The organism is Roseateles sp. (genome assembly GCF_965229315.1).
Lineage (GTDB): Bacteria > Pseudomonadota > Gammaproteobacteria > Burkholderiales > Burkholderiaceae_C > Pelomonas.
This window is the reverse complement of record NZ_CBDDJA010000002.1, coordinates 1,933,782-1,954,906: the sequence shown is the minus strand read 5'-3', so window position 1 is coordinate 1,954,906 and position 21,125 is coordinate 1,933,782. Positions and strand designations below refer to the sequence as shown.

General features: G+C 68.2%; 16 protein-coding genes. 11 read left to right on the top strand and 5 right to left on the bottom strand.

Going from position 1 to position 21,125, the window contains the following annotated elements:
• Positions 1-9 precede the first annotated feature (9 nt).
• From nuoI to ACO07H_RS13750, 10 genes are all read left to right on the top strand, one after another.
• Positions 10-498, top strand: a complete 489-nt coding sequence (gene nuoI / locus ACO07H_RS13795; RefSeq protein WP_422015049.1) for an NADH-quinone oxidoreductase subunit NuoI — start codon at positions 10-12, stop codon at positions 496-498.
• Between the two features lie 149 nt (positions 499-647).
• On the top strand, positions 648-1,301 hold the full coding sequence (locus ACO07H_RS13790; protein WP_422015047.1) for an NADH-quinone oxidoreductase subunit J: 654 nt from the start codon (positions 648-650) through the stop codon (positions 1,299-1,301).
• Positions 1,298-1,618, top strand: a complete 321-nt coding sequence (gene nuoK / locus ACO07H_RS13785) for an NADH-quinone oxidoreductase subunit NuoK (RefSeq protein ID WP_088481271.1) — start codon at positions 1,298-1,300, stop codon at positions 1,616-1,618. The genes ACO07H_RS13790 and nuoK overlap by 4 nt, the downstream gene beginning before the upstream one ends.
• 13 nt (positions 1,619-1,631) lie before the next feature.
• Positions 1,632-3,680, top strand: coding sequence for an NADH-quinone oxidoreductase subunit L (gene nuoL / locus ACO07H_RS13780; protein WP_422015045.1), 2,049 nt, complete (start codon positions 1,632-1,634; stop codon positions 3,678-3,680).
• Positions 3,681-3,861: 181 nt separating this feature from the next.
• Positions 3,862-5,340, top strand: a complete 1,479-nt coding sequence (locus tag ACO07H_RS13775) for an NADH-quinone oxidoreductase subunit M (protein ID WP_422015043.1) — start codon at positions 3,862-3,864, stop codon at positions 5,338-5,340.
• Between the two features lie 20 nt (positions 5,341-5,360).
• A complete protein-coding gene (gene nuoN / locus ACO07H_RS13770; RefSeq protein WP_422015041.1) occupies positions 5,361-6,842 on the top strand; it encodes an NADH-quinone oxidoreductase subunit NuoN in 1,482 nt (493 codons plus the stop codon).
• A gap of 17 nt (positions 6,843-6,859) precedes the next feature.
• Positions 6,860-7,174 carry a DUF2818 family protein gene (locus tag ACO07H_RS13765; RefSeq protein ID WP_422015039.1) on the top strand — a complete coding sequence of 105 codons (315 nt, stop codon included), beginning with the start codon at positions 6,860-6,862 and terminating at the stop codon, positions 7,172-7,174.
• Positions 7,161-7,745, top strand: coding sequence for an NUDIX domain-containing protein (locus tag ACO07H_RS13760; RefSeq protein WP_422015037.1), 585 nt, complete (start codon positions 7,161-7,163; stop codon positions 7,743-7,745). The genes ACO07H_RS13765 and ACO07H_RS13760 overlap by 14 nt, the downstream gene beginning before the upstream one ends.
• A 235-nt stretch (positions 7,746-7,980) precedes the next feature.
• Positions 7,981-9,162, top strand: coding sequence for an efflux RND transporter periplasmic adaptor subunit (locus ACO07H_RS13755; protein WP_422015035.1), 1,182 nt, complete (start codon positions 7,981-7,983; stop codon positions 9,160-9,162).
• A 1-nt stretch (position 9,163) separates the two neighbouring features.
• Entirely contained in the window at positions 9,164-12,394 is a 3,231-nt protein-coding gene (locus ACO07H_RS13750) for an efflux RND transporter permease subunit (protein ID WP_422015033.1), read from the top strand.
• A 3-nt stretch (positions 12,395-12,397) separates the two neighbouring features.
• On the opposite strand, the gene ACO07H_RS13745 is transcribed toward ACO07H_RS13750, so the two are convergent.
• Both ACO07H_RS13745 and ACO07H_RS13740 read right to left on the bottom strand, forming a co-directional pair.
• The gene (locus ACO07H_RS13745; RefSeq protein WP_422015031.1) at positions 12,398-13,801 is read right to left on the bottom strand and encodes an FAD-binding oxidoreductase; all 1,404 of its coding nucleotides are present in this window, start codon (positions 13,799-13,801) and stop codon (positions 12,398-12,400) included.
• On the bottom strand, positions 13,798-14,205 hold the full coding sequence (locus ACO07H_RS13740; protein ID WP_422015029.1) for a DUF2069 domain-containing protein: 408 nt from the start codon (positions 14,203-14,205) through the stop codon (positions 13,798-13,800). Before ACO07H_RS13740 ends, ACO07H_RS13745 begins: the two co-directional genes overlap by 4 nt.
• Positions 14,206-14,226: 21 nt before the next feature.
• Between ACO07H_RS13740 and ACO07H_RS13735 the strand changes: the two genes are divergently transcribed.
• On the top strand, positions 14,227-15,531 hold the full coding sequence (locus ACO07H_RS13735; RefSeq protein ID WP_422015027.1) for a YihY family inner membrane protein: 1,305 nt from the start codon (positions 14,227-14,229) through the stop codon (positions 15,529-15,531).
• A 3-nt stretch (positions 15,532-15,534) separates the two neighbouring features.
• On the opposite strand, the gene ACO07H_RS13730 is transcribed toward ACO07H_RS13735, so the two are convergent.
• From ACO07H_RS13730 to ACO07H_RS13720, 3 genes are read right to left on the bottom strand one after another with little or no spacing between them, the layout of a single operon-like run.
• A complete protein-coding gene (locus ACO07H_RS13730; protein ID WP_422015025.1) occupies positions 15,535-16,824 on the bottom strand; it encodes a TolC family protein in 1,290 nt (429 codons plus the stop codon).
• Entirely contained in the window at positions 16,821-19,898 is a 3,078-nt protein-coding gene (locus tag ACO07H_RS13725) for an efflux RND transporter permease subunit (RefSeq protein WP_422015023.1), read from the bottom strand. Before ACO07H_RS13725 ends, ACO07H_RS13730 begins: the two co-directional genes overlap by 4 nt.
• On the bottom strand, positions 19,891-21,015 hold the full coding sequence (locus ACO07H_RS13720) for an efflux RND transporter periplasmic adaptor subunit (protein ID WP_422015021.1): 1,125 nt from the start codon (positions 21,013-21,015) through the stop codon (positions 19,891-19,893). Before ACO07H_RS13720 ends, ACO07H_RS13725 begins: the two co-directional genes overlap by 8 nt.
• Between the last annotated feature and the right edge of the window lie 110 nt (positions 21,016-21,125).

Genomic DNA, 21,125 nt, shown 5'->3' with positions numbered 1-21,125 from the left:
GCGGCGCCCATGACTGCAATCACGAATTTCGCGAAGACCTTCTTCCTCTGGGAACTGCTCAAGGGGATGAAGCTCACCGGCCGGCACTTCCTGTCGCGCAACATCACCGTCCAGTTCCCCGAGGAAAAGACGCCGCTGTCCCCGCGCTTTCGCGGCCTGCATGCGCTGCGGCGCTACGAGAACGGCGAAGAGCGCTGCATCGCCTGCAAGCTCTGCGAGGCTGTCTGCCCGGCGATGGCCATCACCATCGAGAGCGACGTGCGCGCCGACGGCAGCCGCCGCACGACGCGCTACGACATCGACCTGACCAAGTGCATCTTCTGCGGCTTCTGCGAGGAAAGCTGCCCGGTGGACTCCATCGTCGAGACCAGCATCTTCGAATACCACGGCGAAAAGCGCGGCGACCTGTACTTCACCAAGGACATGCTGCTGGCGGTCGGTGACAAGTACGAGACCGAAATCGCGGCCCAAAAGGAGGCTGACGCCAAATATCGTTGACACCCCGCGTCCGGGAGTACCCGGCCGGTCCCCCGAGGGGACGCAGATGGACTCAGGCCAACGCCCTCGTCCACATCTGCCCGGATCGCCCTTGGGACGGCCCGGCGGACGCCCCGGATCCAAAGTCAGCAGTGTTTGCCCGAGCAAATATGGACATCACGACCATCCTTTTCTACGTCTTCTCCGGCATCCTGCTGGTGAGTTCGTTCCGTGTCATCACGGCGCGCAGCACCGTGCATGCGGCGCTGTTCCTGATCCTGTCGTTCTTCACGGCGTCCTGCATCTGGATGCTGCTGAAGGCCGAGTTCCTGGCGATCGCGCTGGTGCTCGTCTACATCGGTGCTGTCATGGTGCTGTTCCTGTTCGTCGTCATGATGCTGGACCTGAACACCGACAGCATGCGCGAGGGCTTCTGGAAGCACCTGCCGCTTGCTGCCGTCGTCGGCGCGCTGATCGCCTTCGAGATGGGCATCGTGCTGATGGGCGGCTTCCAGCTTGCCGATGCGCCGGTCGCCACCGCGGCGCAGCTGCAGCTGGGCAACACCAAGCTGCTGGGCATCGAGATCTACACCGCCTACCTGTATCCGCTGCAGATCGCGGCTGTGCTGCTGCTGGTCGCCATCGTCGCGGCCATCGCGCTGACGCTGCGCCGCCGCAAGGACTCGCGCGCGATGGACCCCTCCGAGCAGGTCAAGGTCACCAAGGCGCAGCGCCTGAAGATCGTGAAGATGGCGCCGACCATCGCCGCGCCAGCGCAAGCCGCGACCTCTGCTGCCGCACCCACCGAAGGAGGCAAAGCATGATCGGCGCCGCTGGACTGACCCTGGGCCATTTCCTGACGCTGGGCGCGATGCTGTTCGCGCTGTCGGTGATCGGCATCTTCCTGAACCGCAAGAACCTGATCGTGCTGCTGATGGCCATCGAGCTGATGCTGCTGGCGGTCAACCTGAACTTCGTCGCCTTCTCGCACTACCTGGGCGACATGGGCGGGCAGGTCTTCGTGTTCTTCATCCTGACCGTCGCGGCGGCCGAGTCGGCCATCGGCCTGGCCATCCTGGTCGTGCTGTTCCGCAACCGAGCCAGCATCAACGTCGAAGAACTCGACGCTCTCAAGGGCTGAGGACACACACAAGATGTCTGCAACACTCAACCAGAACCTGCTGCTGGCGGTGCCGCTGGCGCCGCTCGTGGGCGCCATCGTCGCCGGCTTCTTTGGCAAGACGGTGGGCCGCCGTGGCTCGCACATCGTCACCATCCTCGGCGTGCTGATCGCCTTCATCCTGTCGGCACAGACGTTGTACAGCGTGGCCGTCGACGGCGCGCGCTTCAACGCCACCATTTACGAGTGGATGACCCTGGGCCCGCTGAAGATGGAAGTCGGCTTCCTCGTCGACGGCCTGACGGCCATGATGATGTGCGTCGTGACCTTCGTGTCGCTGATGGTGCACATCTACACCATCGGCTACATGGAAGAGGACGACGGCTACCAGCGCTTCTTCTCGTACATCTCGCTGTTCACGTTCAGCATGCTGATGCTGGTCATGAGCAACAACATGCTGCAGCTGTTCTTCGGCTGGGAAGCGGTGGGCCTGGTGTCGTACCTGCTGATCGGCTTCTGGTACAAGAAGCAGTCGGCCATCTTCGCCAACATGAAGGCCTTCCTGGTGAACCGGGTGGGAGACTTCGGCTTCATCCTCGGCATCGGCCTGCTGGTGGCCTTCGGCGGTTCGCTGAACTACGCCGAGACCTTCGCCAAGGCGGACCTGCTGTCCAAGATGGTCTTCCCTGGCACCGACTGGGCCATGCTGACCGTCGCCTGCATCTGCCTGTTCATCGGCGCGATGGGCAAGTCGGCACAGTTCCCGCTGCACGTCTGGCTGCCCGACTCCATGGAAGGCCCGACGCCCATCTCCGCGCTGATCCACGCCGCCACGATGGTGACGGCCGGCATCTTCATGGTGGCGCGCATGTCGCCGCTGTTCGAGCTGAGCGACACGGCGCTGAACTTCGTCATGGTGATCGGCGCGATCACGGCGCTGTTCATGGGCTTCCTCGGCATCATCCAGAACGACATCAAGCGCGTCGTCGCCTACTCCACGCTGTCGCAGCTGGGCTACATGACCGTGGCGCTGGGCGCATCGGCCTACTCGGTGGCCGTGTTCCACCTGATGACGCACGCCTTCTTCAAGGCGCTGCTGTTCCTCGGTGCCGGCTCCGTCATCATGGGCATGCACCATGACCAGGACATCCGCAACATGGGCGGCCTGCGCAAGTACATGCCCATCACCTGGATCACGTCGCTGCTGGGCTCGCTGGCGCTGATCGGCACGCCGCTGTTCGCGGGCTTCTACTCGAAGGACTCGATCATCGAGGCCGTGCACGCCAGCCACCTGCCTGGCGCGGGCTTCGCGTACTTCGCCGTCATCGCCGGCGTGTTCGTGACCGCCTTCTACTCGTTCCGGATGTATTTCCTCGTCTTCCACGGCAAGGAACACTTCCACCACAAGCCGTTCCCGCCGGAAGACGACGAGCAGCACGGCCATGACGACCACGGCGACCACCACGCCCACGTGCCGCACGAGTCGCCCTGGGTCGTCACCGCGCCGCTGGTGCTGCTGGCCATCCCGTCCGTCGTCATCGGCTTCATGGCCATCCAGCCGATGCTGTTCGGCGACTTCTTCAAGGACGCCATCTTCGTCAACGGCCACGCCCACCCGGCGATGGAGGAACTGGCCGAAGGCTTCCACGGTGCCGCCGCGATGGCCTTGCACGGCCTGACCACGCTGCCGTTCTGGCTGGCGCTGGCCGGCGTGGTCACCGCCTACGTGTTCTACATGGTCGCGCCCGCCATCCCGGCCACGCTGGCCAAGGTGCTGCGCCCGCTGATCGTCGTCCTGGAGAACAAGTACTTCATGGACTGGATCAACGAGAACATCCTGGCTCGCGCTGCGCGCCTCATCGGCACGGGGTTGTGGAAGGGCGGCGACGGCGCGCTGATCGACGGCCTGATCATCAACGGCTCGGCCCGCTCGGTCGGCGGCATCGCGGGTCTGGTGCGCCGCTTGCAGACGGGCTACCTGTACTGGTACGCCCTGGTCATGATCCTCGGTGTCACGGGACTGATGACCTGGCAGCTCTGGCCCTATATCAAGCCCCAGTTCAGCGCCCTGTTCGGGTTCTGAGCGCAGAGGGTATGAAGAAGCTCAACATGACCGCTCGTCCCTCCCAGACGACCCCACTCGTCGTTGCAAATGCTCGCCGTAGGCAGAGCTACGGCTCCGCTTTGCGCCTTGATTGGGGCCGCCTGTGCGGTCCGCTCGGCCACACCGAGCCTCTCCACACCCTCTGAGGCGGATAACAAGAATGTTGCTGAGTCTTGCGATTTTTCTGCCCATCGCCTGCGGCGCGCTGCTGCTGGCGGTCGGGCGCGACGAACAGGTCAAAGCCGTGCGCTGGCTGGCGCTGGTGGCGGCCGTGGCGAGCTTCCTCGTCACCCTCCCGCTGATCACGGGGTTCGACACGACGACCGCCGCGATGCAGTTCGTCGAGAACCAACCCTGGATCGCCCGCTTCAACATCCACTACCACCTGGGCGTGGATGGCATCTCGATGTGGTTCGTGCCGCTGACCGCGTTCATCACGGTCATCGTCGTCATCGCGGCCTGGGAGGTCATCGAGACGCGCGTGAACCAGTACATGGGCGCGTTCCTCATCCTGTCCGGCCTGATGGTGGGCGTCTTCAGCGCACTGGACGGCATGCTGTTCTACGTGTTCTTCGAGGCCACGCTGATCCCGATGTACATCATCATCGGTGTCTGGGGCGGTCCGAACCGCGTCTATGCGGCCTTCAAGTTCTTCCTGTACACGCTGGCCGGCTCGCTGCTGATGCTGGTCGCGCTGCTGTACCTGTACTACCAGTCCGCCGGCAGCTTCGACATCCAGACCTGGCACAAGCTGCCGCTGACGGGCGGCGCGCAGACCTGGCTGTTCTTCGCCTTCCTGGCAGCGTTCTCGGTCAAGGTGCCGATGTGGCCGGTGCACACCTGGCTGCCCGACGCCCACGTCGAGGCGCCCACCGGTGGCTCGGTCGTGCTGGCGGCCATCATGCTCAAGCTGGGCTGCTACGGCTTCCTGCGCTTCTCGCTGCCGATCGCCCCCGACGCGGCGCGCGAATGGGCCTGGCTCATCATCGCGATGTCGCTGATCGCCGTCGTCTACATCGGCCTGGTCGCGCTGGTGCAGAAGGACATGAAGAAGCTGGTGGCCTATTCGTCCATCGCCCACATGGGCTTCGTGACGCTGGGCTTCTTCATCTTCAACGAGCTGGGCGTGGCCGGCGGCCTCGTGCAGATGATCTCGCACGGCTTCGTGTCGGGCGCCATGTTCCTGTGCATCGGCGTGCTCTACGACCGCGTGCATTCGCGTGAGATCGCGGACTACGGCGGTGTCGTCAACACCATGCCGACCTTCGCAGCCTTCGCCGTGTTCTTCGGCATGGCCAACTGCGGCCTGCCCGCCACCGCCGGCTTCGTCGGCGAGTGGATGGTGATCCTGGGCACCGTGCAGTTCAACTTCTGGCTGGGTGGCATTGCCGCGACGGCGCTGGTGTTCGGTGCGGCGTACACGCTGTGGATGATCAAGCGCGTCTACTTTGGCGACATCGCCAACGACAAGGTGCGCGCGCTGACCGACATCAACAGGCGCGAGTTCGTCATGCTGGCCGTCCTGGCCGTGGCCACGCTCTACATGGGCGTCTACCCCAAGCCCTTCACCGACGTGATGCACGTCTCGGTCGTCGAGCTGCTGCAGCACGTCGCGCAGAGCAAGCTCATCCCGGGTTGATGACGAGCTGAGGCACAACAATGAACGACATGAACTGGCTCGCGATCTATCCCGAAATCCTGCTGCTGGCCATGGGCTGCGTCGTCGCACTCGCGGACCTGTGGGTCACCGACGAGCAGCGCCGCCCGACCTACTGGCTGACCCAGCTGACGCTGGTCGTCGTCGCCGGCCTGCATTTCTATGACTTCGACGCCGGCCTGACCACCTATGCCATGCAGGGCATGGTCGTCGCCGACCCCATGGGCCACCTGCTGGCCGGCTTCGCCTGCCTGGCGACGCTGATCACGCTGGTCTACGCGCGCCCCTACGCGGCGTCGCGCGAGATGCTCAAGGGCGAGCTCTTCATCCTCAGCCTGTTCTCGCTGCTGGGCATCAGCGTGATGCTGTCGGCGAACAACTTCCTGGTCATCTACCTCGGCCTGGAACTGATGAGCCTGTCGCTGTACGCGCTCGTCGCGCTGCGCCGCGACAACGCCATCGCGACGGAAGCCGCGATGAAGTACTTCGTGCTCGGCGCGCTGGCCAGCGGCTTCCTGCTGTACGGCCTGTCGATGATGTACGGTGCGACCGGCTCGCTGAGCATCCCGCAGGTCTTCGACGTCATCTCGCAGGGCGCGCCCAACCGTTCGGTGCTGGTCTTCGGCGTCGTCTTCGTCGTCGCCGGCCTGGCCTTCAAGCTGGGCGCCGCACCCTTTCACATGTGGGTGCCGGACGTCTACCAGGGCGCCCCCACCGCCGTCACGCTGCTGATCGGCGCGGCGCCCAAGCTCGCCGCATTCGCCATCACGGTGCGACTGCTCGTCGAGGGCATGATCGGCCTGGCCGTGGACTGGCAGCAGATGCTGATGGTGCTGTCCATCATGTCGCTGCTGATCGGCAACCTGGCAGCCATCGCGCAGAGCAACCTCAAGCGCATGCTGGCGTACTCCACCATCGCCAACATGGGCTTCATGCTGCTGGGCATGACGTCGGGCGTCGTCAACAACAACACGCTGTCCGCCGCCAACGCCTACAGCTCGGCGATGTTCTACGCCGTGACCTACGTGCTGACGACACTGGGCACCTTCGGCATGATCATCCTGCTGTCGCGCCAGGGTCATGAGGCCGAGGAGATCAAGGACCTGGCGGGCCTCGCCAAGCGCAGCCCCTGGTTCGCGCTGGTCATGAGCATCTTCATGTTCTCGCTGGCCGGGCTGCCGCCCACGGTGGGCTTCTACGCCAAGCTGTCGGTGCTGCAGGCGCTGGTGTCCACCAACGTGCAGGCCTACCTGTACCTCGCGGTGTTTGCCGTCGTCGTGTCGCTGGTCGGCGCGTTCTACTACCTGCGCATCGTCAAGGTCATGTTCTTCGACGAAGCCACCGACACGGCCCCCATCGCCGCGCCGGGTGATGTGCGGTTCGTCATGTCGCTGAACGGCGCTGCCGTGCTGGTCTTCGGCCTGCTGCCTGGCGGCCTGATGGACTTGTGCGCCAAGGCCATCGTCCGGGCCCTGGCCACCTGACCGGCTGACCGGACCTGATGGATCAAACCGTCGCCGTCTGGGTGGTTCTGGCAGCGGCCCTCGTCGCCGCCAACCTGCCGTACTTCAGCGAGCGGCTGCTGCTGGTCGGCCCCCGCCAGCAACCCAAGGCCGTCTGGTGGCGGTTGCTGGAACTGGTGCTGCTGGCCGTGCTGACCTTCGGGCTCGGCACGCTGCTGGAGACCCGCATCGGCCAGCGCCACGCGCAGGGCTGGGAGTTCTACGCGTCAGCGGCGTGTCTCTTCATCACGCTGGGCTTTCCCGGTTTCGTCTGGCGCTACCTGCGCCGTGGTGGGCGCCGTGGCCAGGACTGAGGACGACCACCTCGTCGAGCGCCGCCTCGATGGCGGCTCCGTCTACGAGGGCCATTTCCTGCGCGTCCGGAAGGACCACGTCGCGCTGCCGGATGGCAGCACAGCCCAGCGCGAGTACATCCGTCACCCCGGCGCGGTGATGATCGTGCCGCTGCTGGATGACGGCCGGCTGTTGATGGAGCGCCAGTACCGCTACCCGATGGGACGCGTGATGCTGGAGTTCCCGGCCGGCAAGCTCGACGCCGGCGAAGACCCGCTGGCCTGCGGGCAACGCGAGCTGATCGAAGAAACCGGCTACAGCGCCGCCGAATGGGCCTATGCCGGCGTGCTGCACAACGCCATCGCCTACTCGGACGAGGGTATTCACATCTTCTTCGCACGTGGCCTCACGGGCGGCCAGCAAAAGCTCGATGCCGGCGAGTTCCTGGAACTCGTCACGCACACACCCGCCGAACTCGATGCGCTGGCCGTGGGCGGCATGCTGACCGATGCCAAGACGCTGATCGGTCTGCTGTGGCTGCAGCGCTGGCAGCAGGGCGACTGGCCGCTCAGCTGGTCAGCGCGCGCCTGACGCAGCCCGGCACGCCCATCCCCGGTCTGTCACCCGAATTGCGCGCTTCACCGGCGCCATCCGCAGTCCGTCGCACGACTTCCGGCACCCCCGGCCATCGTCGGTATGCTTGCCGGGCTTTGTGTCGTACTGTGTACGACCATGAAGACGATGGCGCCGCGGTCATGCGGCGTTCCGGCCAACCGCCCCAGGCGGGCGGCCCCGATTCCCGGCCACAACAACGAACGATTCCAGGATGACTCACCGTCCCACACAGCTGCATGCAAGCGCGCGCGGCCTGCTCACCCTCACGGCGCTCGCGGCGCTGTTGGCCGTGTCGGCCTGCAAGAAGCCCGGCACCGACACCGACGCGACCAAGCCGCTGCCGCCGCTGCAGCTCAGGGTCGAGGACCGGATGATCCTGGGCCAGAGCGACCACAGCACCGGCCCGTTGATCACCGGCTCCGTGCAGCCCGAACGCCGGGCAGACCTGCGTGCCGAGGTCTCGGCCATCGTGCAGCAGGTGTTCAAGGAAAACGGCGAGGTCGTGCGCAAGGGCGACCTGCTCGTGCGCCTGGACGCCACGTCCATCCGTGACAGCCTGGCATCGGCCCAGGAAGCCTCCCGCGCCGCGATGGAAGCCTTCGAGCAGGCTGACCGCCAGTACCAGCGGCAGAAGCAGTTGCAGGCGCAAGGCATGGTGTCGCTGCAGGCGCTGGAAGATGCGCAGAACCGCCGCACGGCTTCGATGAGTGAACGCGTCGCGTCCGATGCCCGCCTCGTCGCGGCACGCCAGCAACTGGCCCGCACCGAAGTGCGCGCGCCGTTCGATGGCGTCGTCAGCGAACGCCAGGTGTCCTCCGGCGACACGGCGCAGGTCGGCAAGGCGCTGCTGAAGGTGATCGACCCCAGCAGCATGCGGTTCGAGGGCTATGTGTCCGCCGACCGGCGCGCCGACCTGAAGGTCGGGCAGCCGGTGGACCTGCGCATCAACGGCGCGGCCAACCCGAAGTCTGAAGGCCGCATCCGCCGCATCGACGTGGCCGCGGACCCCGTCACCCGCCAGGTCGCGCTGCTGGTCGATTTCGTCGACGCCAAGCAGGCCGTCGTCTCCGGCCTGTATGGCGAGGGTCATGTGCGCACCAGCACCGTGGTCGCGCTGATGCTGGGCGATGCCGACCTGCAGCGCGACGGCGACCGTGCGTTCGCCTGGATCGTCAAGGACGCCAAGCTGCACCGCCAGCCCATCGTGCTGGGCGAGCGCGACGAGCGCAGCGGCGAGTTCGTCGTCAAGAGCGGCCTGGCCGCCGGCGACATCATCATCCGCAACCCCAGCCGCACGCTGGTGGAGGGCACGCCCGTGCAGCAGGTGGCCGCAGGCGCCAAGCCCGCGGCCGCTGAGGCACCGGCGGCGTCCGCAGCGAGCGCAGGAGGCTGAGGTGCTGATCTCCGATTTCGCCATCAAGAAGCCGATCGCCACGATCGTCTGCATCATCGGCATCATGGCCATGGGCCTGCTGGCCCTGACCAAGCTCAAGGTCAACCAGAACCCGGACGTCGAGATTCCCATCCTCGTCGTCAGCATCCCCTACCCGGGCGCGTCGCCGGAGACCAGCGAGCGCGAGATCGTCAACCGCGTCGAGCGGCCGCTGCTGGCCGTGCCCGGCGTGACCGAGGTGCGCTCCACGGCCGGCGAGGGTCAGGCCACCTTCGTGCTGCAGTTCGACTTCAAGAAGAACCTGATCGAAGCCGCGGACGACGTGCGCAACGCGATTGCGTCCGTGCGCTACAACCTGCCGCAGGAGATGCGGGAGCCCATCCTGCAGCGCGTCGACCCGTCCGCGCAGCCTGTCATGCAGGTGTCGCTGGAGTCCAAGACGCTGACGCATGCCGAGATGTCGCGCATCGCCGAAGACCAGCTCGCCGACAAGTTCCGCGCCATCCCCGGCGTCGGCAAGGTGGACGTGTTCGGCTCGCTGAACCGCGAACTGTCCGTGCTGCTGCACGGCCAGAAGCTGCGCGAGTTCAACGTGTCGGTCAGCGACGTCACCAACGCGCTGCGCAACCAGAACATGTCGGCCCCGGTCGGCAAGGTGCGTGGCGAGTATGAGGACCAGAGCATCCGCCTGGTCGGCCGCATCGAGTCACCGACCGATTTCGACCGCATCGTCGTCAAGCGCACGGCCGGCGAGCTGGTGCGGCTGGGCCAGGTCGCCACCATCCAGGACGGCTTTGCCGAACGCACGACGCTGAGCGTGCGCAACGGCAACAACAACGTCGGGCTGTCCATCACCCGCTCGCGCGAGGCCTCCACGGTCAGCGTGGCCAAGGAGGTGCGCAAGGTCGTCGAGGAGAGCAACAAGAGCCTGCCCGAAGGCACCAAGCTCGAGATCACGCAGGACAGCGGCAAGGACGCCCAGAACAGCCTGCGCAACGTCATCGACGCGCTGGTGTTCGGCGCCGGCCTGACCATCTTCGTGGTCTACGCCTTCCTGAACTCGTGGCGCTCCACGCTGATCACGGCCACGTCGCTGCCCACGTCCGTCATCGCCGCCTTCATCGCGGTCTGGCTGTTCGGCTTCACGCTGAACTTCATGAGCCTGCTGGGCCTGTCGCTGGCCATCGGCGTGCTGATCGACGACGCCATCGTCGTGCGCGAGAACATCGTCCGGCACATGGAGCGCGGCGCCGACCGGCGCACCGCAGCCTTCCGCGGCACGGCCGAGATCGGCCTGGCCGTCGCGGCGACCACCTTCTCCATCGTCGCCGTGTTCGTGCCCGTCGCCTTCATCCCGGGCGTGGGCGGCGAATGGTTCCGCCCGTTCGCGCTGACGGTGGTGGCCTCGGTGCTCGTCAGCCTGCTGGTGTCGTTCACGCTGGACCCGATGCTGTCGGCCTTCTGGGGCGACCCCCCGGGGCACCACGAGGCGCCCAAGACCGGCATCTCCAGGATCCTGGAGAAGTTCAATGTCTGGTTCGACCACCAGGCCGACCGCTACGGCCGCGTGATCGCCTGGGCACTGCACCACCGCCGCTGGATGGCGACCATCGCGACGCTGAGCTTCTTCGCCGCCATCGGGCTGCAGGCCACGCTCGGCGGCAGCAGCTTCCTGCCCAGCTCCGACTTCGGCACCATCGCCGTGGACATCCGCACGCCGCCCAGCGCCAGCCTCGAATACTCGCGCCGCAAGCTCGCCGCGGCCGCCGACATCGCCCGGCAGTTGCCCGAGACCAAGGCCACCGACAGCTTCGTGCAGACCACCGGCGGCAAGCTCTACATCGACCTCGGCAAGAGCTTCACCCGCCAGCGCAGCGCCCAGCAGATCGGCGCGGACCTGCGCGAGCGGCTCAAGGTGCTGACCGGCGCCGAGTACGTCGTGCTGGACGACCTGAACAACGGCGGCCAGAAGCCCGTGCAGATCCGTTTCTACGGCACCGACACGCGCCAGCTGATGGCGATGACCGAAGACTTCATGACCCGGCTGCGCAAGGTGCCGGGTGCCGTGGACGTGGGCCTGTCGCAGCAGGACACGCAGGACGAACTGCGTATCGAGATGCACCGCGGCATGGCCAACGCCATGGGCATCTCGGTCGGCGACGCGGCCAACGCGCTGCGTGTGGCCTTCGCCGGCATCCAGGTCGGCGACTGGATCGACCCGACCGGCCAGACACGCGACGTCTCGGTGCGCCTGCACCCCGACGACCGCGTCGATGCCGGCAACATCGAGCGCCTGCCGATCGCCGTGAGCGGCACCGGCATGATGGTGCCGCTGGAGCAGATCGCCACCGTCACCACCGGCAAGGGTCCGGCCACCATCAGCCACGTGGACGGCAAGCGCGTCGTCACCGTGTCGGCCAACGCGCAGGGCCGCTCCTCCGGCGAGGTGTCGGCCGACGCGCAGAAGCTCGCCCAGAGCATGAGCTTCCCGCCCGGCTACGGCATCAAGCTGGCCGGTGCGTCCAAGGACCAGGCCGAGGTGTTCAGCGCGATGGGCACGGCTCTGGTGTCCGGCATCGGCCTGATGTACCTGATCCTGGTGATGCAGTTCAACTCGTTCACCGCACCGCTGGGCGTCATGCTGTCGCAGCCGCTGTCGCTGATCGGTGTCGTCCTCGCGCTGCTGCTCACCAAGGGCACGCTGAACCTGATGAGCTTCATCGGCATCATCATGCTGGCCGGCCTGGTGGCGAAAAATGCCATCCTGCTGCTGGACGCCGCACGCCAGGAGGAGGCCAATGGCGTGCCCCGTGAAGAGGCGCTGATGCACGCGGGCCGCAAGCGCTTCCGCCCCATCCTGATGACGACCTTCGCGCTGATCGCCGGCATGCTGCCGGTGGCCATTGGCGTGGGCGAGGGCGGCGAGTTCTACCGCCCGATGGCCGTGGCCATCATCGGCGGCACGATCACGTCCACCTTCCTGACGCTGCTGATGGTGCCGAGCTTCTACGACAGCATCGAGATCTTCCGCGACAACCTGGGCACCAAGTTCGCGGCGCGGCGGCAGCGCTGGACCGTCGTTGGCGCGGCCATCCTGTCCGTCGGCGAGGTGCTGCTGGTCGTGGTGGCGTTCCTGACGCTGACCATCTTCATCTACTGGGGATTGCAGTCGCTGTTCCGGCGCGGTCGCGGCCGCCGCGACCCGGCGATGCAGCCCCGCATGGCTGAGTGAGGCTCAGACCAGGCGGTCGGGATTCATCAGGCCCCGGGGATCCAGGGCCTTTTTTATCGCCCGCATCAGCGCCAGCCCCGTCGGGTCCTTGCGGGCCGCCAGTTCCTCGCGCTTGAGGCGCCCGATGCCGTGCTCGGCCGAGATCGAGCCGCCGCGCCGGCCCACGGCGTCGTAGACCATCGCGTTGATCGGCCCCTCGTGGGCCGCGAGAAACTCGGCCGGCGGCACGGTGGCCGGGGCCTGCACGTTGTAGTGCAGGTTGCCGTCGCCCAGGTGCCCGAAGTCGATGATGTGGATACCGGGCAGGTAGGCCGCCAGCGTGGCGTCCATCTCGGCGACGAAGCCGGAGATGGCGGAAACCGGCAGCGCGATGTCGTGCTTGATGTTCAGCCCGGCCTGCGCCTGCGCCAGCGGGATGGACTCGCGCAGATGCCAGAAGGCCTTGGCCTGCTGCAGGTTCTGTGCGATGGCCGCGTCCTGCACGCAGCCGCGCGCCATGGCCGCCTCCAGCAGGCCCTCGAACGCGCCATGGGCATGCGTGGCGCTCTCGGCATCCGACAGCTCCAGCAGCACCGTCCACGCCACGGGCGGCAGCGGCTGGTGCAGTTGCGGCAATTGCCGCGCGACCAGCGCCAGCGAGGCACCGTTCATGACCTCGAAGCCGGTCAGCGCATCGCCCGCGTGCTCGCGCGCCAGCCCCAGCAGTGCCACCGCATCGTCCAGCGATGCGCAGGCCGCCAGCGCGGTCAGGCGCTCCTTCGGCACCGGGTACAGCTTCATCGTCGCCGCGGTGATGACGCCCAGCGTGCCCTCGCTGCCGATGAACAGGTCGCGCAGGTCGTAGCCGGTGTTGTCCTTGCGCAGGCCCGACAGCCCGTGCCACACCTCGCCGCTCGCCGTGACGACCTCCAGCCCCAGGCACAGATCGCGCGCATTGCCGTAGCGCAGCACCTGCGTGCCGCCGGCATTGGTCGCCAGGTTGCCGCCCAGCGTGCACGAGCCCTCGGCCGCCAGGCTCAGCGGGAACAGCAGGCCGGCCGCGCGTGCTGCCGCCTGCACATCGGCCAGCACACAGCCGGCCTCGGCGGTGAGGCTGGCGTTCGCCACGTCCACGCCGCGCAGGCGCTTCATGCGCGACAGGCTCAGCACCAGTTGCCGCCCGCTGTCGTCCGGCGTGGAGCCGCCGACCAGACCCGTGTTGCCGCCCTGCGGTACGACCGGCACCCGGTGGTCGTGGCACAGCTTCAGCACCGCCGCGACCTCGTCCGTGGACGCCGGCCGCGCCACCGCGAGCGCCCGGCCGGCGTAGCGCTTGCGCCAGTCCTGCTCGTAGGCCGCGAGGTCGCCACCCACGAGCAGCCCGGCGTCTCCCAGCCGCGCGCGCAGCGCGTCCAGGAAGGCCGTCATGCCGGCTCCGTGGCCCCGGTCGCTGCGGCAGCCTTGGCGGCCTTCAGCCGCTGGCGGATCTGCGCGGTGCAGGCGGTGAACGCGATGGCGCCCAGCACCACCTCGGCCAGCGCCAGCCACTGCCCCAGCCCGCCCTCGCTGGTGCTGCGCACCAGGCCCTCCAGCACGTACAGCCACACGCCCAGCGCCACCCAGCGGAAGGTGTAGAGGCGGTAGCGCCACAGGCCCATCAGCGCCGGCAGCAGTGGCAGCGCCTTGACGGCGAGCGTGCCTCGCCCCGTTGGCGCGAGCCACAGCTCCCACATCAGGCACAGCAGGAATAGCGCCGTGATGGCGGCGAATGCGAGGTTGCGCGACAGGCGCTCGGCCGCGCTGGGTTCGGTTCTTTCGGGGGCAGGGGACATAGCTGCGGCATCATAGAAGCCATGTCCCCGATTCCCGTCCGGTCCGTGTCATCCGCCGCCCCCGCCAATGCCAACGCCAATAGCGATGCCGACGCGCCGCTCGCCCGCAACCCCGTCACCTTCGCGAGCAACTTCCTGGCCGTGCTGCTGGGCTGGCCTTGGCTGCAGACGCTGCAGACCTTCCGCCAGCGTTTCAAGGAAGAGAAGCTGGGCCTGACCGCCGGCAGCCTCACGTTCACGACACTGATCTCGCTGGTGCCGCTGCTGACGGTGATGCTGGCCGTGTTCACCGCATTCCCGATCTTCTCCAGCTTCCAGGCCGCGCTGGAGCAGTACTTCCTGAAGAGCCTGATCCCGCCCAACATCGCCAAGCCGGTGCTGGGCGCGCTGACGCAGTTCGCCGCCAAGGCCAACAAGCTGGGCGCGGTGGGCCTGGTGGCGCTGGGTGTCACGGCGCTGGCGCTGATGCTCACCATCGACCGCACGCTGAATGCGATCTGGCGCGTGCAGCGCCCGCGGCCCATCGCGCAGCGCGTGCTCGTCTACTGGGCCGCGCTGACGCTGGGCCCGCTGCTGCTGGGCGGCAGCCTCACGCTGACGAGCTATGCCATCAGCGTCGGCCAGGGGTACCTGACGGCGATGCCGGCGGCGATGTCCACGGCGCTGGGCAGCGCCGACGTGCTGCTGTTCGGCCTGGCGATGGCGGGCCTCTTCCACTACGTGCCCAACACGCACGTGCGCTGGCGCCATGCGCTGCTGGGCGGCGCCTTCGTGTCCATCGGCTTCTCGCTCGCCAAGGCGCTGCTGGCCTGGTACGTGAAGCAGGTGCCGACGTATTCGACGCTGTACGGCGCCTTTGCCACCGTGCCGGTGTTCCTGGTCTGGGTCTACCTCGGGTGGGTCGTCGTGCTGCTGGGCGCCATCCTCGCGGCCAACACGCCCAGCCTGACGGGGCGACTGCATCTGCGGGCCGACACGCCGGGCCAGCCGTTCGCGCTGGCGCTGGAAGCGCTGCGCGAGCTGTGGCGCGTGCGCGAGGCCGGGCAGGGCGGCCTGTCGCACCTGGCGCTGGCCCGTGCGCTGCAGGTGGACCCGCTGCAGCTCAGCCCCATCCTCGACCGGCTGCTGGTGCTGGACTGGATAGGCCGGCTGGAAGAGGAGGGCGCGCAGCGCCTGACGCTGCTGTGCGCCCCGGAGCGCACGCCGGCCGCGCCGCTGCTGAGTGCGTTCCTCGCCGACCGCGAGGGGCTGCTGGCCAACCTGTGGACGCAGGGCGAGTGGTCCACGCTGATGCTGGACCGGCTGCTCGCCGCCGACAGCCATTGAGGGCTACAGAGCCGGCCGCCGCCCCAGGCTGAGCTGCAACTGCACGGTCGCATTCGCCAGGTCGGCCTGCGCTTGCAGGTAGGCCAGGTAGAGGTCGTCCGCCGAGCGCTGCGCGTTCAGCAGCTCCAGCAGGGAGGCCGCGCCGTTGCGGTACGACAGCCGCATGCCGTCCAGCACCTTCTGCGAATCGGCGACCACCGTGTCGCGGTAGCGCGCCAGGTTCTCTCGCGCCGCCAGGAACTGCGCATGCGTGCCGCGCACATCGGCCTCGGCCTTCAGTTCGGCCTGGCGTTGCAGCAGCAGTGCCTGCGAGACGGCGGACTCGGCCTGCACCAGCTCGCCACGCTGCAGCCGCGACAGCGGGATGGGCACCGACACCGACAAACTCAGCGTGCTGGTGCGCGATGCGCCGGCGATGGGGCTGCCGTCGGCTTCCGCGCCGTCGCGCCCATGCGGTGCGTAGGCGTAGCTGAGGCTGATGCTGGGGTCCACGTAGCGGTTGGCGCGCGCCAGGTCGGCGGCGTCGCGGGCGTTGGCCAGCGTGGCCCGGGCGATGCGCACGTCGTCGCGTTGCTGCAACGCCTGCTCCACCAGGCGGTCGATGTCGTCGCCGGCGTCGAAGGGCTGGAACTGGCAGGCCAGCGGCTGGTCGCCGAACACGGACTCCAGCGTGCCGCTCAACGGCAGGGCCAGGTTCAGCCGCGCGACATTGGCGTCGGCCCGCGCCTTGACGACGGCGGCCTGGTACTGGTCGCGCTCGGTGCGCGACTGCAGCAGCTCCAGCCCGCCCAGGTCGCCGGCCTTGCGGCGCACCTCGTTGGCACGCACCACATCGGACAGTGCCATCAGCGTCGCCTCCTGGCGCAGCAGCGCCTCGCGGCTGCGGCAGGCCTCGGCGAAGGCGCCGGCGGCGTTGCCGTAGAGGGTGTGCGCGAAGCCTTCCACGCTGGCCTGGGCCAGCGCCACGCCGCTCTCGGCCGCGCGCACGCGACGACCGCGTTTGCCGGCGGTCTCGACCGTCCAGCTCAGGCTCAGCGACTGGCCCAGCGGCGGCTTCGGCGTCACCTCGCGGCTGAACTCCTTCGGCCCCATGCCCCAGCTCAGCGACGGGTCGGGCGGCAGCGCGGCGATGGACACGCCCGCACGTGCCGCGCGTACGGTCTCGCGCTGTGCGGCCAGCTCCAGGCTGCGCTGCTCGACGGCGTCCAGGTAGGCGGTGAACGGGACGTGCTGGGCGTGCGCGGCCGTCGCGGCCAGCGCCAGCATCGGCGTCATCAGTCGGGTGAACTTCATGCGGCCTCCCTGGCCTCGATGCGGGCTTCGATCAGTTGGTACAGCGCCGGCAGCAGCAGCAGCGTCAGCAGCGTGGCGGTGACGAGGCCGCCGACCACCACGGTCGCCAGCGGTCGCTGCACGTCGCTGCCCAGGCCGCGTGCCAGCATCGCCGGCGTGAGGCCCAGCGCCGCCACGGTGGCGGTGACGAGCACGGGCCGGATGCGGCTGCGTGCGCCTTCGATGACGGCCTCGCGCAGCGGCCGGTGCTCATGCGCGCGCAGCCGGTTGATCTGCGAAATCATCAGCACGCCATTCAGCACGGCCACGCCGAAGAAGGCGATGAAGCCGACCGCGCTGGACACGTTCAGCGTCATGCCCCGCAGGTGCAGCGCGGCCAGGCCCCCCAGCGTGGCCAGCGGCACCACGCCCAGCACCAGCGCCGGCTGACGCAGGTTGCCGAACTCGGCGAACAGCAGCAGGAACATCAACCCCAGCGTCATCGGCAGGATCAGCGCCAGCCGTGCCTGCGCGCGCTGCAGGTTCTCGAACTGACCGCCCCAGACGAGCTGGTAGCGCTGCGCGTCATAGGTGACGCCGCGTGCGATCGCCGTCCGCGCGTCGGCCAGCACGGCGGACAGGTCGCGGCCGCGCGGGTTGAGCTTCACCGTCAGGTGCCGGCGCGCGCCTTCACGCGTGATCGTGCTCTCGCCCGACACGGTGTGGATGGCCGCCACCTGGGCCAGTGGTACCTTGGCGCCGCCCGGGGCCGACAGTGTCAGCCCGGCGATGGCGTCAGGGTTGTTGCGCACGGCCTGCGGGAAGCGCACGGTCAACCCGTAGCTCTTCTCGCCGACGAAGACCTGGCCGATCGTGGCGCCGCCGATGGCGGTCGTGATGAGGTCGCTGATGTCGTTGGCGTTGATGCCGTACCGCGCTGCTGCCGCACGGTCCACGTCGATCTTCAGGTTGGGCAGCGGCGGCTCCTGGTCGATGGCCACGTCGGCCGCGCCGGGCACGGTATCCAGCGCTGCCACTACCGCGGCAGCGATGCGGCGCAGCTCGTCGAAGTCGTCGCCGTAGATCTTCACGACCAGGTCGGTGTGCGCGCCCGAGAGCTTGTCCTGCACGCCGTCGATCATGGGCTGCATGAAGCCCACGCTGACGCCGGGGATCTGGCGGTAGCGTGCGTCCAGTTGGGCAATCAGGGCCTGCTTGCTCAGGCCGGACTGCCACGTCGAGTACGGGTGCAGGCCCACGCTGGCCTCGATGTGCGAGACGGTCCAGGGGTCGGTGCCATCGTCGTTGCGGCCGGTCTGCGTGACGATGGTGGACACCTCGGGGAATTCGCGCGTCGCGCGGCGCAGCTCGCCGGCCATCGTGCCGGCCTTGTCCAGCGTGATGCCGGGCGGCAGCGTGACCTGCAGCCACAGCGAGCCTTCGTCGAGGTAGGGCAGGAAATCCCGGCCGATGCTGGCACCCAGCAGCACCACGCCGGCCAGTGCGGCGGCGCAACTGGCCATCACCCAGCGGCGCCCGCCGATGGCCGCCTCGAGGAAGCGCTGGTAGCGCACCACCAGCCACTGCATCGGCCGGTTGTGGAACACGCGCCGCGGCTTGCGGAAGGCGAGCCAGGCCAGCGCCGGGATCAGCGCCAGCGCCGCCAGCATCGCACCCACCAGCGCCGAGCCGACGGCGAAGGCCATCGGCGAGAACAGCTTGTATTCGATGCGCTGGAAGGCGAACAGCGGCAGGTAGGCGGCGATGATGACCAGCATGCCGAAGAAGATCGGCCGGGCGACCTGCAGCGTCGCCGCGATCGCGTCGGCGGCCGTGATGGGCCGGCCTTCCTGCTCCTCGCGGCGGCGCATGATGTTCTCGACCAGCACGACCGCGCCATCCACCAGGATGCCGAAGTCGATGGCGCCCAGCGACAGCAGGTTGGCCGGGATCTGCAGGTGGCGCATGAACACGAAGGCGATCAGCAGCGCGAGCGGGATGGTCACCGCCACGATCAGCGCCGCACGCCAGCTGCCCAGTGCCAGCAGCAGCACCAGCGTCACCAGCGTCACGCCCTCGATCAGCGTGTGGCCGACCGTGTGCGTGGTGGCTTCGATCAGCGTGCTGCGGTCCAGGTAGGGCACGACCTTGACGTCCTTGGGCAGCAGGTGCTCGTTGAGGTCGCGCACCGCCTCGTGCACGCCCTTGATGACCTCGGACGCATGCTCGTCCTTCAGCAGCAGCGTGATGCCTTCCAGGGTGTCAGGGGTGTCGTCCTTGCCGAGGATGCCGCGGCGTTCCACGTTGCCATAGGCCACGGTGCCCAGGTCGCGCACCAGCACGGGCGTGCCGTTCTTGGCCGTGACGACGACGTTGCCCATGTCCGCCAGCGAGCGGATCAGCCCCACGCCGCGGATGACGTAGGCCTGCTCGCCGCGGTTCATCACGCTGCCGCCGGCGCTGCTGTTGTTGGCGTTGATGGCGTCCTTGATCTGCTGCAGCGTCAGGCCGTACTGCACCAGGCGGGCCGGGTCCAGCTCCAGCATGAACTGCGTCGTCAGGCCGCCGAAGTTGGCGACGTCGATGACGCCGGGCACCTTCTTCAGCCGCGGGATGACGGTCCAGAACTGCAGCTCCGAAAGCTCGCGCAGGTCGCGGCTCCCGGACTCCAGCGTGTAGCGGTAGATCTCGCCGATGGGCGAGGTGTAGGCGTCCAGCCCCGGCTGCGCGCCGTAGGGCAGCTGTACGCCGTTGATGCGCTCCTGCAGCCGCTGGCGCGACCAGTAGCCCTCCACGCCGTCCTTGAAGACGATGGTGATCAGCGACAGGCCGAAGGTGCTCTTGGAGCGCAGCACGTGCAGGCCCGGCGTGCCCAGCAACTCGCGCTCCAGCGGCACGGTGATCTGCTGTTCCACCTCCTCGGCGGCAAGCCCCGGCACCTGCGTGACAACCTGCGAGGTCACGTCGGCGATGTCGGGATAGGCTTCGACGGGCAGTTGCCGCCAGCTCGCCCAGCCGTACAGCGCCACGAAGGCAAAGACCAGCCAGACGATGACGCGCCGCTCGAAGCACAGGGTGACGAGGCGTTCAATCATTGAGCACCACCCCTTCCTTCACGACGATGCGCTCGCCGGCCTGAAGACCCGACAGGATCTCGACGCGGTCACCCGCCGTGGCGCCCACGCTCACCTGGCGCGGTTCGAACTTGAACGCTGCCTTCTCGACGAAGACGCGGGTGTACAGACCGCTCTGCAGCACGGCGCCGGACGGCACCAGCACGGCCGTGTGCTGCGGCCCGGCGAACACGACCTTGGCGAACATGCCGGGGCGCAAGCGTCCTTGGCGGTTGTCCAGCAGCAGGCGGACCTTGACGGTGCGGGTGTCGGCGTCGAGCACCTCGCCGACATAGCGCACCTCGCCCTCCAGCGCGTCGTTGGGGTAGGCGTTCAGCACGATGCGCGCCTTCTGGCCGACGAACACCGAGGCCAGGTCCTTCTCGGCGACGGCGGCGGTGACGGACACGGTGGACAGGTCGGCCACCGTCATCAGCGGCGCGGTGATGTCGTTCCAGTAGCCGCCTTGCGCGCCGCTCATGTCGATGACACGGCCGGCGATGGGCGAGCGCAGCACGAACTGGCGCCGCGCGCCCGCGTTGACCGCACCGAGCTGCGCCAGGCGCGCCTGCGTGACTTGCGCGTCGCTCTCGGCCTGGTGCTGGGCCAGTTGTGCGGCCTCGTAGTCCTTGCGGGCGGCGATGTCGGCGTCGAACAGCAGTTGCTGCCTTGCCAGGTCGCGGCCGGCCTGCTGCAGCGCCGCGCGCGCCTTGGCGGCGTCACCATAGGCGGCGCTGAGGTCGGCCGAGTCCAGCGTGAACAGCGCGTCGCCGGCCCGCACCGCGTCACCCAGCGCGCGGTGCATGCGCTCGACGCGGCCGGTCACCGGCGACGTGATCTTCACGAGGTGGTCCGGCAAAGCCTCCACCGAGCCGGGCGCATGGATGGGTTGCTCGACGGCGCTGGACTGTGCCGGCGCGACGGCCAGCGTGCGGCGCAGCGGCGACGCCGGCGGCACGACCACCAGCGCGCCTTCGTGCGTGACGGCCTGGGCGTCGGGCATCGCTGCGGCATCGGTGCCGGCGGGCGAACAGCCGGCCAGCCAGGCACACATCAGCAGCCAAGGCAGGGTTTGCGGGAAGCGGGCATTCATCCTCATCGGGAACTCCAATCGGGTCTTTGTTCTGGTGCTGTGCACTGGGCCGGCAGCGTGCGTACCGGCCGTGTCAACGTGTTGTCAAACGGCTGTCGGCGAGGTGTCCGGCAGCG